General features: G+C 64.9%; 11 protein-coding genes. 4 read left to right on the top strand and 7 right to left on the bottom strand.

Annotation, left to right across the window (positions count from 1 at the left end; genetic code table 11):
• Positions 1–106 precede the first annotated feature (106 nt).
• A complete protein-coding gene (gene uxuA / locus LB572_RS07625; RefSeq protein WP_224667285.1) occupies positions 107–1,291 on the bottom strand; it encodes a mannonate dehydratase in 1,185 nt (394 codons plus the stop codon).
• A 188-nt stretch (positions 1,292–1,479) separates the two neighbouring features.
• Here uxuA and LB572_RS07620 point away from each other — a divergent pair, with 188 nt between their 5' ends.
• The 4 genes from LB572_RS07620 to LB572_RS07605 are packed head-to-tail and all read left to right on the top strand — an operon-like array spanning position 1,480 to position 4,832.
• Entirely contained in the window at positions 1,480–2,214 is a 735-nt protein-coding gene (locus tag LB572_RS07620; protein ID WP_140804893.1) for a FadR/GntR family transcriptional regulator, read from the top strand.
• Positions 2,215–2,227: 13 nt separating this feature from the next.
• Entirely contained in the window at positions 2,228–3,013 is a 786-nt protein-coding gene (locus tag LB572_RS07615) for an SDR family NAD(P)-dependent oxidoreductase (protein ID WP_224667284.1), read from the top strand.
• A gap of 2 nt (positions 3,014–3,015) precedes the next feature.
• Positions 3,016–4,131 (top strand): mannonate dehydratase, encoded by a 1,116-nt coding sequence (locus LB572_RS07610; RefSeq protein ID WP_224667283.1) that lies wholly within the window; start codon positions 3,016–3,018, stop codon positions 4,129–4,131.
• Positions 4,131–4,832 (top strand): RraA family protein, encoded by a 702-nt coding sequence (locus LB572_RS07605; protein ID WP_224667282.1) that lies wholly within the window; start codon positions 4,131–4,133, stop codon positions 4,830–4,832. The genes LB572_RS07610 and LB572_RS07605 overlap by 1 nt, the downstream gene beginning before the upstream one ends.
• Positions 4,833–4,860: 28 nt before the next feature.
• Here LB572_RS07605 and LB572_RS07600 read toward each other — a convergent pair whose 3' ends face one another.
• The 6 genes from LB572_RS07600 to LB572_RS07575 all read right to left on the bottom strand — a co-directional run bounded on the left by LB572_RS07600 (position 4,861) and on the right by LB572_RS07575 (position 13,385).
• Positions 4,861–5,772, bottom strand: coding sequence for a DMT family transporter (locus tag LB572_RS07600; RefSeq protein WP_224667281.1), 912 nt, complete (start codon positions 5,770–5,772; stop codon positions 4,861–4,863).
• Between the two features lie 210 nt (positions 5,773–5,982).
• A complete protein-coding gene (locus tag LB572_RS07595) occupies positions 5,983–7,776 on the bottom strand; it encodes a hydantoinase B/oxoprolinase family protein (RefSeq protein WP_224667280.1) in 1,794 nt (597 codons plus the stop codon).
• A 26-nt stretch (positions 7,777–7,802) separates the two neighbouring features.
• Entirely contained in the window at positions 7,803–9,863 is a 2,061-nt protein-coding gene (locus LB572_RS07590) for a hydantoinase/oxoprolinase family protein (RefSeq protein WP_224667279.1), read from the bottom strand.
• A 26-nt stretch (positions 9,864–9,889) separates the two neighbouring features.
• Positions 9,890–10,879, bottom strand: coding sequence for an ABC transporter permease (locus LB572_RS07585; RefSeq protein ID WP_224667278.1), 990 nt, complete (start codon positions 10,877–10,879; stop codon positions 9,890–9,892).
• A complete protein-coding gene (locus LB572_RS07580; protein WP_140803181.1) occupies positions 10,876–11,901 on the bottom strand; it encodes an ABC transporter permease in 1,026 nt (341 codons plus the stop codon). The genes LB572_RS07585 and LB572_RS07580 overlap by 4 nt, the downstream gene beginning before the upstream one ends.
• A complete protein-coding gene (locus tag LB572_RS07575) occupies positions 11,898–13,385 on the bottom strand; it encodes a sugar ABC transporter ATP-binding protein (protein ID WP_224667277.1) in 1,488 nt (495 codons plus the stop codon). Before LB572_RS07575 ends, LB572_RS07580 begins: the two co-directional genes overlap by 4 nt.
• Positions 13,386–13,520 lie beyond the last annotated feature (135 nt).

Below are 13,520 nucleotides of genomic sequence, written 5' to 3'. Positions count from 1 at the left end.
CCCTGGAACCGGGCATGTGCCCGACCCGCAGACCAGTAGCAGGTATTTTTACCTGAGCAAATAGTTTTTACATACGCAAACGGCAACCTTCTTCCCGGCGGCCGCCTCAAGCCAGCCCGAACCGCTCGACGGCGCGCATGATGCCGCGCAGTTCGGCGAGGCCCTTGAGGCGGCCGATCAGCGAATAGCCGGGATTGATCCTGGTCTTGCCGATGTCGTCAGCGAGCAGATGCCCGTGATCGGGCCGCATCGGTATGCGCCAGTCGGCGCGGCCTTCCTTGCGACGGCGCGCCTCCTCCTGCATCAGCGCGAGGATGACATGCGCCATGTCGGTGCCGCCTTCGAGATGTTCGGCCTCGTGGAAGGAGCCGTCATCCTCGATGGTGACGTTGCGCAGATGGACGAAATGGATTCGCTCCGCAAACGCCTTGACCATGGCGACGATGTCGTTGTCGGCGCGCGTACCGTAGGAGCCGGTGCAGAACGTCAGCCCGTTGGCCGGGCTGTCGACGGCGTGGAGGATGAAGCGCGCATCCTCGGCGGTCGAGACGATACGCGGCAGGCCGTAGAGCGAGAATGGCGGATCGTCGGGATGGATGCACATGCGCACCCCCTCCTCCTCGGCCACCGGAATGATCTCGCGCAGGAACCAGGCCAGGTTCTCGCGCAATTCCTTCGGCCCGATCGAATCGTAGTCGGCCAAGGCGTCGCGAAAGCTGTCGCGGTTGTAGGCACGCTCGGTGGCGGGCAGGCCGGCGATGAGATTGCGCTCGATCCTGTCGGTCTTCTCGTCGCCGAGCTCCTTCAGCCGCGATTCCGCCTCGGCGATGCGGGCGGGCGTGTAGCCGTCCCGCGCATTCCGGCGCTTCAGCACGAACAGGTCGTAGGCCGCGAAATCGATCGCGTCGAAGCGCAGCGCATAACCCGTCGTCGGCAGGTGGTAAGCCAGATCCGTGCGGGTCCAGTCGACCACCGGCATGAAATTGTAGCAGATCGTCGCGATGCCGGCCTTCGCCAGGGCGCGGATCGTATCCTTGTAGAAGCCGACATAGCGGAGCCGCTCCGGCGAACCGATCTTGATCGAGTTGTGGACCGGAATGCTCTCGACCACCGACCAGGTCAGCCCCGCCGCCTCGATGATGCGCTTGCGCTCGAGGATGTTCTCCAGCGGCCAGGCGCGCCCGTCATAGATGTCGTGCAGGGCCGAGACCACGCCTGTCGCGCCCGCCTGCTTGACATGATCGAGTGTCACCGGGTCGTCCGGGCCATACCAGCGCCAGCACTGTTCCATTGCCGCTTCCCTCTATGAATGGCCGGAACTTATTGTTGGACCACAACGAGAGTCAAATTAAAAATTTCGAGGCTACAAGAGGTCCACTCGCGCCAAAATCTCCGGGAATTCGACCAAGCAGCCGCCGAAACCAGTTGTTTTCCTCAGGCTCTGCGATATGTTGGTCCAACAATTCAGGAGGATCGGCGTTGGAAGACACTCAGGCCGCGCGTGACAACGCCGTCGCCCGCCGCGCTGGCGGCAGGTCCGCGGTCGACACCGCGGCCGGACGGATTCTTGAGCTTATTCGCGCGCGACAACTCAATGTCGGCGATGTGCTGCCGACCGAACGCGAGCTCAGCGAGATCACCGGCGCCAGCCGCAACACCGTGCGCGAGGCGCTGCGCACCATCCGCACCTATGGGCTGATCGAGCCCAAGCCGCGTGTCGGCGCGGTGCTGGCCGACGGGCAGAGCATCGCCATCCAGAATTTCTTCGCCGCGCATATGGATGTCTCGCGCTCGTCCTTCGCCGACATCCAGGGTTTCAGGCGCATCATCGAGGTCGGCATCGGCGACCATATCGTGCTCAACGCCACGAGCGAGCAGATCGAGGCGCTCGATGAGATCAACGCCAGGATCGTCGACAGCCGCTCGATCGAGGAAGCCGCCGAGAACGACTTCAATTTCCACATGGCGCTGATCGGGCTGGCGGACAACCGCATGCTCACCGACATGTATTCGTTCCTGTCGCCCGTGATCCTGCGGATCATGACCATCGGCAAGGAAATGCGACCGGTGCTGGCCGACACCCGCGCCGCGCATGGCGAGATCATCGCCGCGCTCCGCGCGCGCGACAGGCTGGCCTACGCCTATCTGATGAGCCGCCATCTCGATTTCGCCCTGCGCTTCCTGCCGGAAGAGCCGGCTTCCGACAGCGACTGAAGGAGTTCCCGCAATGAAGGATTTTGAAGGCAAGGTCGCGCTGGTGACCGGGACGACCGGGATCGGTCTCGCAACCGCCAGGCGCCTTGCCGCCGGCGGCGCCGCGATCGTCGCCTGTGGCATCGATCGCACCGCCAATACGGCGATGAGGGCGGAGCTGGAAAGCTCCGGGGCCGGCGCGTTGGTCATGGACATCGACGTCTCCGTAGAAGACCAGGTCCGCGACGCCGTCGCTGCCGGCGTGGCGCGCTTCGGCGGCCTCGACGTGATCGTCAATTCGGCGGCGGTCCATCCCTACGGAACCGCGACGACGACCGACTGGGAAACCTGGAACAAGGCGATGACGGTCAATGTCGGCTCGATCTATCTGACCGCCCATTTCGGCATCCCGGAAATGATCAAGCGCGGCGGCGGCGCGATCATCAATGTCGCCTCGGTGCAGGGTTTCGCCTGCCAGCAGAACGTCGCTGCCTATGCCACCACCAAGGGCGCCATCCATACGCTGACGCGTTCGCTGGCGCTCGACTACGCGGCCGCGGGCATACGGGTCAATTCGGTCAGCCCGGGCTCGATCCGTACGCCGATCCTGGAGAAGGCCGCGCGCGGCGACAATGGCAGCGATGCCGACGTCGAGGACGCCTACAGGCGCTTCGGCGCGGCACATCCGCTCGGCCGCATCGGCGAGCCGGAGGAAGTGGCCGAGCTCATCGCTTTCCTGTGCTCGTCGAAAGCCGGCTTCTGCACCGGCGCGGACTACAAGATCGATGGCGGCCTGACCGCCGGCCTCGGCGTGAGGTGACCATGAAGATCGGTCTTGGTCTTTACCGGGAATCGCTGACTCCGGGCAATTTCCGCTTCGCCCGCCAGGCAGGCGCCACGCACATAGTCGCCCACCTCACCAATTATTTTCGCGGCCGCGATCCTTCGCTGTCGGCAGGCAGCGAGGCGGAAGGCTGGGGCGATTGCTCCACCGACGAGCTGTGGAACTACGAGGACTTTGCCGGCCTGGTGAAGACCGTGCGCGACAACGGGCTGGAAATCGCCGCGATCGAGAATTTCTCGCCGCGCTTCTGGTCCGATGTCTTGCTCGATGGCCCCGACAGGGCGAAGCAGATCGAAGGGCTGAAGAGGCTTATCCGCGATGCCGGCCGCGCCGGCATCCCGTGCATCGGCTACAATTTTTCCATCGCCGGCGTCTGGGGCTGGTCGCGCGGGCCCTTCGCGCGCGGCGAGGCGATGTCGGTCGGGCTCGACCTTGCGGCCATCGACCCCGACTTGCGCCTGCCCGACGGCGTGGTCTGGAACATGCGCTATCGCGCCGGCCGGCCGGGCGCCGAACCGGTGACGGTGAGCAGCGATGAACTCTGGCAGCGGCTCGGCGCCTTCCTGCGGGACGTCGTTCCGGTGGCCGAGGAGGCCGGCGTGGTGCTCGCCGCGCATCCGGACGATCCGCCGGCCGAGGCGCTGCGCGGCGCGGCGCGGCTGGTCAACCGGCCGGAGAAATACGACCGGCTGATGGACATAGTCGATTCGCCGGCCAACGGGCTCGAGCTCTGCCTCGGCTCGCTGCAGGAGATGCCGGACACCGACGAGATTTACGGGCATGTCCGGCGCTTCGCCCGACGCAAGCGCATCGGCTATATCCATTTCCGCAACGTGCGCGGCAAGGTGCCGAACTACCACGAAACCTTCGTCGACGACGGCGACATCGACATGGCCGAAATCGTCCGCATCCTGCGCGATGAAAACTATGAGGGCGTCATCATCCCCGACCATACGCCGGAAATGTCCTGCGATGCGCCCTGGCACGCGGGGAAGGCCTTCGCGCTCGGCTATATGCGCGCGCTGGTGCAGAACGCCGCGGCGCTGGGACCCTCGCGCTCACAGCACTCCAGCAACATACGGATGCAAGCCTGATGACCAGATCGACACGTCTCTATGCCGACGACGCCGAAATGTACCGACTGTTCGAGGAGGAGCTCTTCGTCGCGGTCGTCGGCGACGTGATGGACACGCTGGGGCTGCAGCATCAATTCCTGCCGCCGGTGTTCAAGCCCGTCGACGAGAAGACGCGCCTGCTCGGCAGGGCCATGCCGGTGCTCGAGACCGACATCTTTCCGTCCAGCGGACCGACGCACAACCCACTGATGGTGAAGCCATTCGGGCTGATGTTCGAAGCGCTCGACGACCTGAAGCCCGGCGAGATCTACGTCGCCAGCGGCGCCTCGCCCCGTTACGCGCTGTGGGGCGAGTTGATGTCGACGCGTGCGAAGATCCTTGGCGCGCATGGCGCGCTGGTCGACGGCTTCGCCCGCGACACGGACGGCATCAAGGCGCTGGGATTTCCCTGCTTCTGCACTGGTTATTACGCGCAGGATCAGGGCGTGCGCGGCAAGGTCGTCGACTATCGCTGCGCGCTCGAAATCGGCGGCGTCCGCATAGAGCCGGGAACGCTGCTGTTCGGCGACAAGGAAGGCGTTCTCGTTATCTCGCGGGAAGCGGAGGAAGAGGTGGTGCGCCTGGCCCTTGAAAAAGTCCGAGGAGAAAAGCTCGTCGCCAAGGCAATCCGCGAAGGGATGAGCGCGGTGGATGCCTACAAGACCTTCGGCATCATGTGAAAGGCCGCGGCTGGTCGTAACCAAACGGTCAGTCGGGCTTGCGCGACAGCACCAGATACATGGCTGCAAGCATCAGCAACAGGGCCAGCCAGAACGAGGCGGCCGGTCGTTCGGCGAAGACGGCCATACTCCAGAGAATGCCGGCGGCCACGGCCAGATAGTTGAAGATCGAAAAGCGCGTCGGTCCCATCCGAGCGACCAGCTCGAAGAACAGGACGAAGAAGACGGCGTTGATCGCCGTGGCGAGAACGAGCGGCATCGCGGTCCTGCCGGTCCACTCGGAAGGCAATGCCGCGCTGCCGAGCGCAAGCATGACGAGGCCGGCGACGACGGCCGCTCCCAGCAATGTTCCGGCCGCCATCATTGTAGAAGACGCACCTTCGGGGCGCAGCCATTTGGCGCAATTGTTGGCGGCGGCGAACATGACCGGAGCAATGAGCGCCACCAGGAACCAGACGATGCCATCCGAGCCGACAACGCCCACATCGGGCAACGCGAGGACGGCCACGCCTGCCACTCCGAGCAGCATGCCGGCGAGAGTGCGCCAATCGAAACGATCGAGGCCCGCCAGCGCACCAATGGCAAGGGTGAATATGGGAGAAAGGCAGAGCACCAAAGTCAGCACCGAGGCGTCGACATGCGGAGCGGCCGAGACCAGGATGCCGATCGGCAGGCCAACCACCAGACCGCCCAAAATCAGGTACGTGCACACCTGCCCGGCGGTAACGGCGAACCGACCGCCGGCGGCTGCCGCCACCAGTGCCAGGATCACGCCGGCGGCAAGCGATTGAGCGAAGGCGAAGCCCACAGGCGGCCATTGCGTTTCGGCGGCCAGCCGGTTGACCGGAAAGATGCCGCCATAGATCGCCGCTGCCAGCAGCAGAAGAACAGCGTCCATCGGCAGCAGGCGGTCGCTCGCCACGGGTCGGTCGTCATGCATGGCACCCCGCCGGGCAGGCGCTCCCTCTCCAACCACCGGCCCGGAATTCGAGGTCTCTTGCAGACCTGTTCCGCGCCTGGAGCAATTCCATGAAAAGTGTGAGCGGTTGGGCTCGGCAGCTTCGCCGTAGCCTTCCGTCCGGAATTGCGTAAAAACAAAGGGATAGAGCGTTTCACCGTTTCCGTGAAACGATGAAACGCTCTATCGGAGTCAAACCGTTCTGAGGGCGGCTGTACGGGCTTCGTCGACCCGGAGCAGACCGGGCTCGTCGGCATCGACCAGAACCACCTTGTAGACCGTCTCGGCATCCTCGCGGCTCAGCCAGCCGCGATTGACGGTCGCCGCGACCCGCTTCGGATCGCGCTTCAGCGGATCGCCGTAACCGCCGCCGCCACAGGCGGTGAACTCGATACGGGCGCCATCCTCGATCGTCTCCTCGCTGAAGGCCGGCAGCACGATCTTCTCGCCGGCACGGAGCTTGATCGTCTCGCTTTCCTTGCCGTCGCCGCCGCCCAGCACGCCGCGCGGCGGGAAGCTGGTGCCGTCGGCCGCGTAGACGATCGTCATGTCATGATCGAGCGGATAGAAGACGCCGCCGGTCGCCGGCGCGCCCTCGAACTCGCCGAAACCCTGCGACCCGGGCAGCACGCCGCGGCACTCGATGACGATCGGATACATCGACTCGTCGACCTCGACCGAGTCGAGCTGGATCAGACCGGCATTGGCCGGGCCGCAATAGGTCAGCCAGCCGTCGAAGCCATGGCGGGCACCGCCGCCGGCATAGCCGACGAAGACCTGGTTCACGTAGGACTTGCCGTGCTTGAACGGATCCTCGCCGGAAATGACGCCGACGCCGGCCGGCAGGTGCGAACCGCTCTCGGCCTGGCCGTAAGGGGCGCCCATGCGCGAGAAGACGCAGTTGCCGGCAATCATCAGGCGGTCGTTGACATTGGTGGTGGCGACCGAGGTGCCAACCGGATATTTCGGCTTGCCGACGACGCTTCCCTCGCGCAGCAGCACCTTGATCTGCGACTTCGCGCCCTCATTGTGCGGGATGCTCTCGTCGAGATTGTTGAAGACGCCGATACGGCAGGAGCCGGTTGCGGTGTTCTCCGACAGGTTGAGGCCGCCCGGCACATTGTCGATGTTGTCGCGCACGTCGACGACGATCTCGCCCTTCTCCGGATAGACATTGATCGTCACCTTGACCGGGATGCCTTCGTCGGCGACGCCGGGCACCGGGTCATGGCGCGTTTCGTAGCTGTAGCTGCCGGCCGGCAGCTTGCCGATCGCCGCCTTGGCGCAGCGCGCGCCGTAGTCGAACCAGTCCTCGACGAAGCCGAGGATGGTGTCACGGCCATAGCGCGCGAACAACTCGCCGATGCGGCGCTCGCCGGTGCGGCAGGCGCCGATCTGCGCGCGCACGTCGCCGAGCCACATGTCCGGCACCCGGTTGCGCATCGTGCCGATGCGCAGGATGTCCTTCTTCTCCTCGTAGTTCTGCGCCACGCGCACGCAGGGGAAATGCATCCCCTCCTCGAAGATGTTCTTGGCGAAGGGCAGATAGGTCGACGGCACCGGCGCGCCGGTGTCGGCGTGGTGGGACAGCGCCACGACCCAGAACAGCGGCTCGCCCTCGAAGAACACCGGCATCGCCATGATCAGGTCGGCGTGATGGGTGCCGCCGGTATAGGGGCAGTTGTTGAGGAAGATGTCGCCTTGCGTGATGTCGTCGAAGAGATCCGTCAACGGGCGCGTCGCCATGTCCATAGACATGACGTGGATCGGCAGCGCGTCCTCGACCGAGACCAGCCGATGATCATAGGTCAGGATGGCGCAGGAGAAGTCGCGCGCGTTCTTGATCACCGCCGAGCGGCTGGCGCGCATGACGACCAGCGTCATCTCGCGCACGATCGCCTCGAAGCGGCTTTTCAGCACTGACATCAGGAAGGGGTCGACACGGCGGTCGGCGACGTCGAGCTCGAGCCTGTTGATGGAGTCCATAGGATCGTTCCCTTGTATGGATTTGACTAGGCGATGTTGACGACGAGATTGCCGTAGCGGTCGATCTGGCCCTGGTGCTGGTCCTTGAGATAGGCGGTGAAGGTCTCGGCCTCGACGAGGCAGGGACCGGCGACTTGCGCACCCGCGCGCAACCGCGCAAGTTCGTAGACCGGCACCGTTTCGACACGCCCGCTCTCCTGCTGGTAGATGCCGCGCTGGGCCTTCAGGTCGATGGCGCCGACCTGGTCGGCCAGCGTGTTCTTCTGCCAGATGTCCTGGCCCGAGCGCTTGCCGATGGCGCGCAGCTTCCAGGCCGTGAACTCGACCACGTCATTGTCGGCGCGGATCGAATAGATGCGCTCATGCATCTTGTGGAAGGCTTCGACCAGACCCGGCAGATCGCTCTCATCGACCACGCCGTCCTTGGCCTCGAACGGCACCTCGATCTCGAAGGACTGGTATTCGTAGCGGCCGAGGAAGGAGAACTCGAACTGACGATTCTCCGGCGCGACGCCGGCTTCGGCGAGGAAGTTGTTGCCGGCCTGCTTGAGCCGCTTCAGCGCATCGTTGACACCGGCGACGTTGAAGTCGGCATCGGAGGTGAGCAGCACCGCGCTCTCTTCGGAGCGGATGTCGGAGATCAGGCCGCCGAAGGCGCTGAGGCCGGCCATGAAACGCGGCACCATATAGCGCTTCAAGCCGAGGATGTCGGCCATCTCGGCGATGTGGATGGCGGTGGCGCCGCCGCCGCAGACGAAGAAGGAGTCGCGCGGATTGATGCCCTCGCGCACCGTGATCTCCTCGATCGCCGCCACCATGTTGTGGTTGCTGGTGGTGTAGATCGCGTAGGCCGCCTCCTGCCGCGACACGCCGAGCCGCGTCGCGATCTTGTCGACCGCCGCCTCCGCTAGCTCGCGCTTCAGCTGCATCTTGCCGCCGAGGAAATAATCCGGATCGACGATGCCGAGCACGACATTGGCATCTGTCACCGTCGGCTCGGTGCCGCCCTGGCCGTAGCAGGCAGGACCCGGCCGGGCGCCAGCGCTGCGTGGGCCGACCTGCAGCAGGCCGCCTTCGTCGACGAAGGCGATCGAGCCGCCGCCGGCGCCGACCGAGCGCACGTCGACCTTGGGAATGCCGAGCGAATCGTCATGGATCATGCTGTCGGGCGTGACGATGATCTGGTGGTCGCGCAGCGCCGAGACGTCGAAGGTGGTGCCGCCCATGTCGCCGACGATGATGTCGGGCTCGTCGGACAGCGCCAGTGCGGCCATCGGCGCCAGCGTCGGGCCGGACATGACGCTGTAGATCGGCTTCCGGATCATGTCGGCCAAAGGCATCATGCCGCCGACGCAATTGGCAAGCAGCAGCTCGCCTTCGAAACCCTCCTCGTCGAGCGCCGTCTTCAGCTTCTCGATATAGGTCCGCACGATCGGATTGATAGAGGCGTCGATCGCGGCCGCGATGATGCGCTTGTATTCGCGCGGCATCGGGTTGATCTCATGGCTGAGCGTCACCGGAATACCCGGCAGCTCTTTCTCCAGGATCTCGCGCACGGCGAGCTCATGCGCCGGGTTGACCACCGACCACAAGAGGCCGACGGCGATCGCCTCGACGCCGAGGCCGCGGAATTCGGCGGCGGCCTTGCGCACGTCGTCCAGCGACAGCGGCGCGAGTTCGCGGCCACGCGCATCGATGCGCCCGGCGACGGTTTTGGTGAGATGGCGCGGCACATAGGGATCGGGATAGTTCAGCCGCCATTGGAAAGCGCCTTTGCGCGGACCTTCGCGCAGCACCAGTATGTCCTGGTGGCCGGCGGTCAGGATGAGGCCGACCTTGACCGTCTTGCGCTCGACCAGCGCGTTGGTCGACACGGTCGAGCCGTGCACGACGAGGTCGATCTCTCTCATGAAGTCGGCGCCGCTGAGCCCATAGCCCTCGGCCGCGACATGCAGCACGTTGATGAAGCCTTTCTCGAATTCGCCCGGCGTCGTCGGCGACTTGAAGATGGCGATCTCACCCTTGCTGTTCGAGACGAGACAGTCGGTGAAGGTGCCGCCGATATCGATGCAAACTTGATAGGCCATACGAGCTTCCCGAGAGAGTTGGAGTATCAGCGCCTGGCTTCGTCGCGATTGACGATCAGGCTGACGATGATGATGACGCCCAGGCAGATCTGCTGCAGGTAGCCGTCGATCTGGACGAGGTTCATGCCGTTGGAGAGCACGGTGACGAACAACGCGCCGAGCACGGCGGCGCCCACGCCGCCCTCCCCGCCCGACAGCCGAACGCCGCCGACGACGGCCGCCGCGATTGCTTCCAGCGTGAGATTGCCGCCGAGATTGGGTTCGCCCGAACCGGTACGCGCGGTGAGCAGAAGCGCGCCGAGCGCGGCGAGCAGCGCGCACAGAACATAGGCCAACACCAGCACCGGCACGGTGCGGATGCCCGCCGCGACCGCCGCCCTTGGATTGGCGCCGATGATGTAGAGACTGCGGCCGAAGCGCGTCGCCTTGAGCACGAGGAACAACAGCACGAACACCAGGGCGGCGATCCAGATCGGCATCGGAATCGAGAGCAGCGATCCCTGCGCGAATTCGGCGGTGAGGCTCTTCGGCAGGCCGGTGACGGGGAAGCCGCCGCTGATCGTGGAGGCGAAGGCCAGCACCATGTTGGCCATGCCGAGCGTCGTCACCAGCGGGTTGATGCCGATGCCGGCGATGAGCACGCCGTTGGCGAGGCCGATCGCGCCGGCGATCAGCGCGGCGGCGCCGACGCCGTAGAGGATCGAGGCATCGCCACCGCCCATCGCCACCATCGCCATCGAGGCGGCGACGCTGACCAGCGAAACGGTGTAGCCGAGAGAGAGATCGAAGCCGCGGGTCAGAAGCACCATGGTCTGCGCCATGGCGAAGATGGCGAGATAGCTCGCCTGCAGCGCGATGTTGCGGAAATTGCCGAGGGACAGAACACGCGGCTCGACCAGGCCGAACAGGATGAGCACGACGACGATAGCGATCGGCAGCCGCGCGGCGCGCAGCACATCCTTCGGTGAGAGGCCGGAGAGCTGAGCCATCGGTTGTGTCTTGGCCTCCATGCTCATGACTGCCGCTTCCTCAGCAGAAGCCGTTCGATGGCCAAGGCTATGATCAAAACGGCGCCGAGCACCAGCGTTTGATATCTGCTGTCGACCTGCACAAGGTTCATCGCGTTGGCGATGACCGACAGGAACAGAGCTGCAAGCGCCACCAATTCTGCGCGACCGACACCGCCGCGCAGCGAGACGCCACCGATGACGGCAGCGGCAATGGTTTCGAGCGCCAGCGTCCCGCCTATGGTGGATTGGCCGGAGCCGAGCCGCGACGTCATCAGGTAGCCGGTGAGCGCCGCGAGCAAGCCGGCGAGCATATAGGCCGCGATCAGCGTGCGGCCTGTCGCAACGCCCGACAGACGCGCCGAGCGTTGGTCGCTGCCCACCGCATAGATATGGCGGCCAAGCGCGGTGAAACGCTGCATGACGATGCAGGCGGCAAGGACGCCAAGCGCTGCCCAAAGCACGATCGGCAGGCCCAGGAACTGGCCGCGCCCAACATTGGCGACGAAGGAATCGGTGACGCCGTAGATCGGAATGCCTTGCGTGAAATAGAGCGCGATGCCCATCAGCACCGACATCATCGCCAGCGTCACCATGAAGGGCGAGAGCGAAAAGGCCGAAACCAGACCGGCATTGACGAGCCCGACAAGCGCCCCGACGCCGAGCGCGATCACCAGCGAGGCGATGATGACGGCGAGTTCCATGCCGGGAAAATAGCCGTTGCCGACCAGCATCACCGCTGCCGTCACCACGGAGGTCGCCGCCACCACCGCGCCCACCGAAAGATCGAAGCCGCCGGCCGTCATCACCAGCATCTGCGCTAGCGACGGAATGAGCAGCAGCGCGAAGTTGCGCATGACATTGAGCAGGTTGAGCCGGTTGAGGAAGCGCGGCTCGATCAACGCCGTTGCGACCACCGCCACGACCAGGAAGGTGATGACGATGCCGCCCTGCATGAGAAAGCGGTCGAGCCGGCTCGCGCGGTGCGATGGCGCGTTGGCAACGGTCATGGTCGCCGTCTCAGAGCTCATGCGCGCCCTCCGAAATAATGCGACAGCACCTGGGCTTCGCTGAGCTCATGCTGGGCAAGCTCGGCGACGACCTTGCCCTCGTGCATGACATAGACCCGCGAGGCGAGATTGATGAGTTCCGGCAATTCGGACGTCGAGACGACGACCGAGGCGCCGGCCTCGACCAGCGACTTGATGAGATTGTAGACATCGGCTTTGGCGCCGACGTCGATACCGACGGTCGGTTCGTCGAACAGGTAGACGTCGAAGGGCTTCATCAGGCCGCGCGCCAGCATCAGCTTCTGCTGGTTGCCGCCGGAGAAGGCGGAGGCCTTGCGCTCGGGCGCCATCGGCCTCAGCGCGAGATTGCCGAGCGGTGTCCTAATCGCTTCGTTTTCGCGCCAGAATTTCAGCAGCGGTCCGGACGACAATTCCGGCAGGTCGAGCGAGCTCATGGTCGCGTTCTCGCGTGCCGGACGCGCCAGCGCGAGGCCTTCCGAGCCGCGATCGGCAGGGAAATAGCAGACATTGGCGGCAAGCATCGACGTGGGCGTCGGTCGCTCGACCGGCTTGTCGCCCAAAGTGATCGTACCCGCCTCGACAGTCTCCAGGCCGAAGACGGCGCGACAGAGCTCGCTGCGCCCGCAACCGACGAGGCCGGCGAGACCCACCACCTCGCCGGCGCGCGCCGTGAAGGAGGCGCTGATGACGGAGTGTTTTTCGGTCGTCAGGTCGCGCACTTCGAGCCTGACCGCGCCGGGCTTGTGGTCGATCTTCGGAAAGAGCTGCTCGACGGGACGACCGACCATCATCTCGATCAGCCCCTCGTCTGAAATCTCGGCGGTGACGACGGTGCCGATCTTCTTGCCGCCGCGCAGCACGGTGACGCGGTCGGAAAGATTGCGGATCTCGCTCATGCGGTGCGAGACATAGATGATGCCGACGCCGCGCGCCTTGAGCAGCGCTATCGCGTTGAACAGTTTCTCAGCCTCGCCATCGGTAAGCGATGCGGTCGGCTCGTCCAGGATCAGCACCTTCGGCCGCATACGCAGCGCTTTGGCGATCTCGACCATCTGCTTTTGCGCGCGCGACAGGAAGGCGACCTTCTCGTCGAGCGGCAGATGGAAGCCGAGACTGTCCAGCAGCTCGGCCGCGGCCTGCCGCATCTGCTTGCGTTTTAAGAAGAGACCGGACGACTGCTCCCGGCCGAGGAAGATGTTTTCGACCACGGTGAGGTCGGGCACCAGGCTGAATTCCTGAAAGACCGCGGCGATGCCGATCTCCTGCGCCACCTGCGGCGTCAGGCTGGTGATGGTGCGGCCGTTGATGCGATAGACGCCTTCGGCCCATGGGAAAGTGCCGGCGATGAGATTGATGAGCGTCGACTTGCCGGCGCCGTTCTCGCCAAGCAACGCATGGACCTCGCCCTCGTTGAGGGAGAAGTCGACATTGTCGAGCGCGGCGATGCCGCGGAATCTCTTGGTAAACCCTGTAACTTCCAGCATCTCGTCCAAAGGCCCAAAGCCGGCAGGAGCAATTCGAGCAAACTGCACGGCGGTTCGCCCGGAATTGCGTCAAGTCGCCTGACCGCCTTCTGCAAGGCGGCCAGGCCGGGAGGATCGCGATCTAATCGCGAAGCT

Origin of the sequence: Mesorhizobium sp. BH1-1-5, from assembly GCF_020165615.1 — a bacterium.
Lineage (GTDB): Bacteria > Pseudomonadota > Alphaproteobacteria > Rhizobiales > Rhizobiaceae > Mesorhizobium.
This window is presented reverse-complemented; position numbering and strand designations above follow the sequence as displayed.

Excerpts from the sequence above, each read along its gene's own strand:
- uxuA (WP_224667285.1), bottom strand. The coding sequence starts at position 1,291 with ATGGAACAGTGCTGGCGCTGGTATGGCCCGGACGACCCGGTGACACTC.
- LB572_RS07615 (WP_224667284.1), top strand. The coding sequence starts at position 2,228 with ATGAAGGATTTTGAAGGCAAGGTCGCGCTGGTGACCGGGACGACCGGG.
- LB572_RS07610 (WP_224667283.1), top strand. The coding sequence starts at position 3,016 with ATGAAGATCGGTCTTGGTCTTTACCGGGAATCGCTGACTCCGGGCAAT.
- LB572_RS07605 (WP_224667282.1), top strand. The coding sequence starts at position 4,131 with ATGACCAGATCGACACGTCTCTATGCCGACGACGCCGAAATGTACCGA.
- LB572_RS07600 (WP_224667281.1), bottom strand. The coding sequence starts at position 5,772 with ATGCATGACGACCGACCCGTGGCGAGCGACCGCCTGCTGCCGATGGAC.
- LB572_RS07595 (WP_224667280.1), bottom strand. The coding sequence starts at position 7,776 with ATGGACTCCATCAACAGGCTCGAGCTCGACGTCGCCGACCGCCGTGTC.
- LB572_RS07590 (WP_224667279.1), bottom strand. The coding sequence starts at position 9,863 with ATGGCCTATCAAGTTTGCATCGATATCGGCGGCACCTTCACCGACTGT.
- LB572_RS07585 (WP_224667278.1), bottom strand. The coding sequence starts at position 10,879 with ATGAGCATGGAGGCCAAGACACAACCGATGGCTCAGCTCTCCGGCCTC.
- LB572_RS07580 (WP_140803181.1), bottom strand. The coding sequence starts at position 11,901 with ATGAGCTCTGAGACGGCGACCATGACCGTTGCCAACGCGCCATCGCAC.
- LB572_RS07575 (WP_224667277.1), bottom strand. The coding sequence starts at position 13,385 with ATGCTGGAAGTTACAGGGTTTACCAAGAGATTCCGCGGCATCGCCGCG.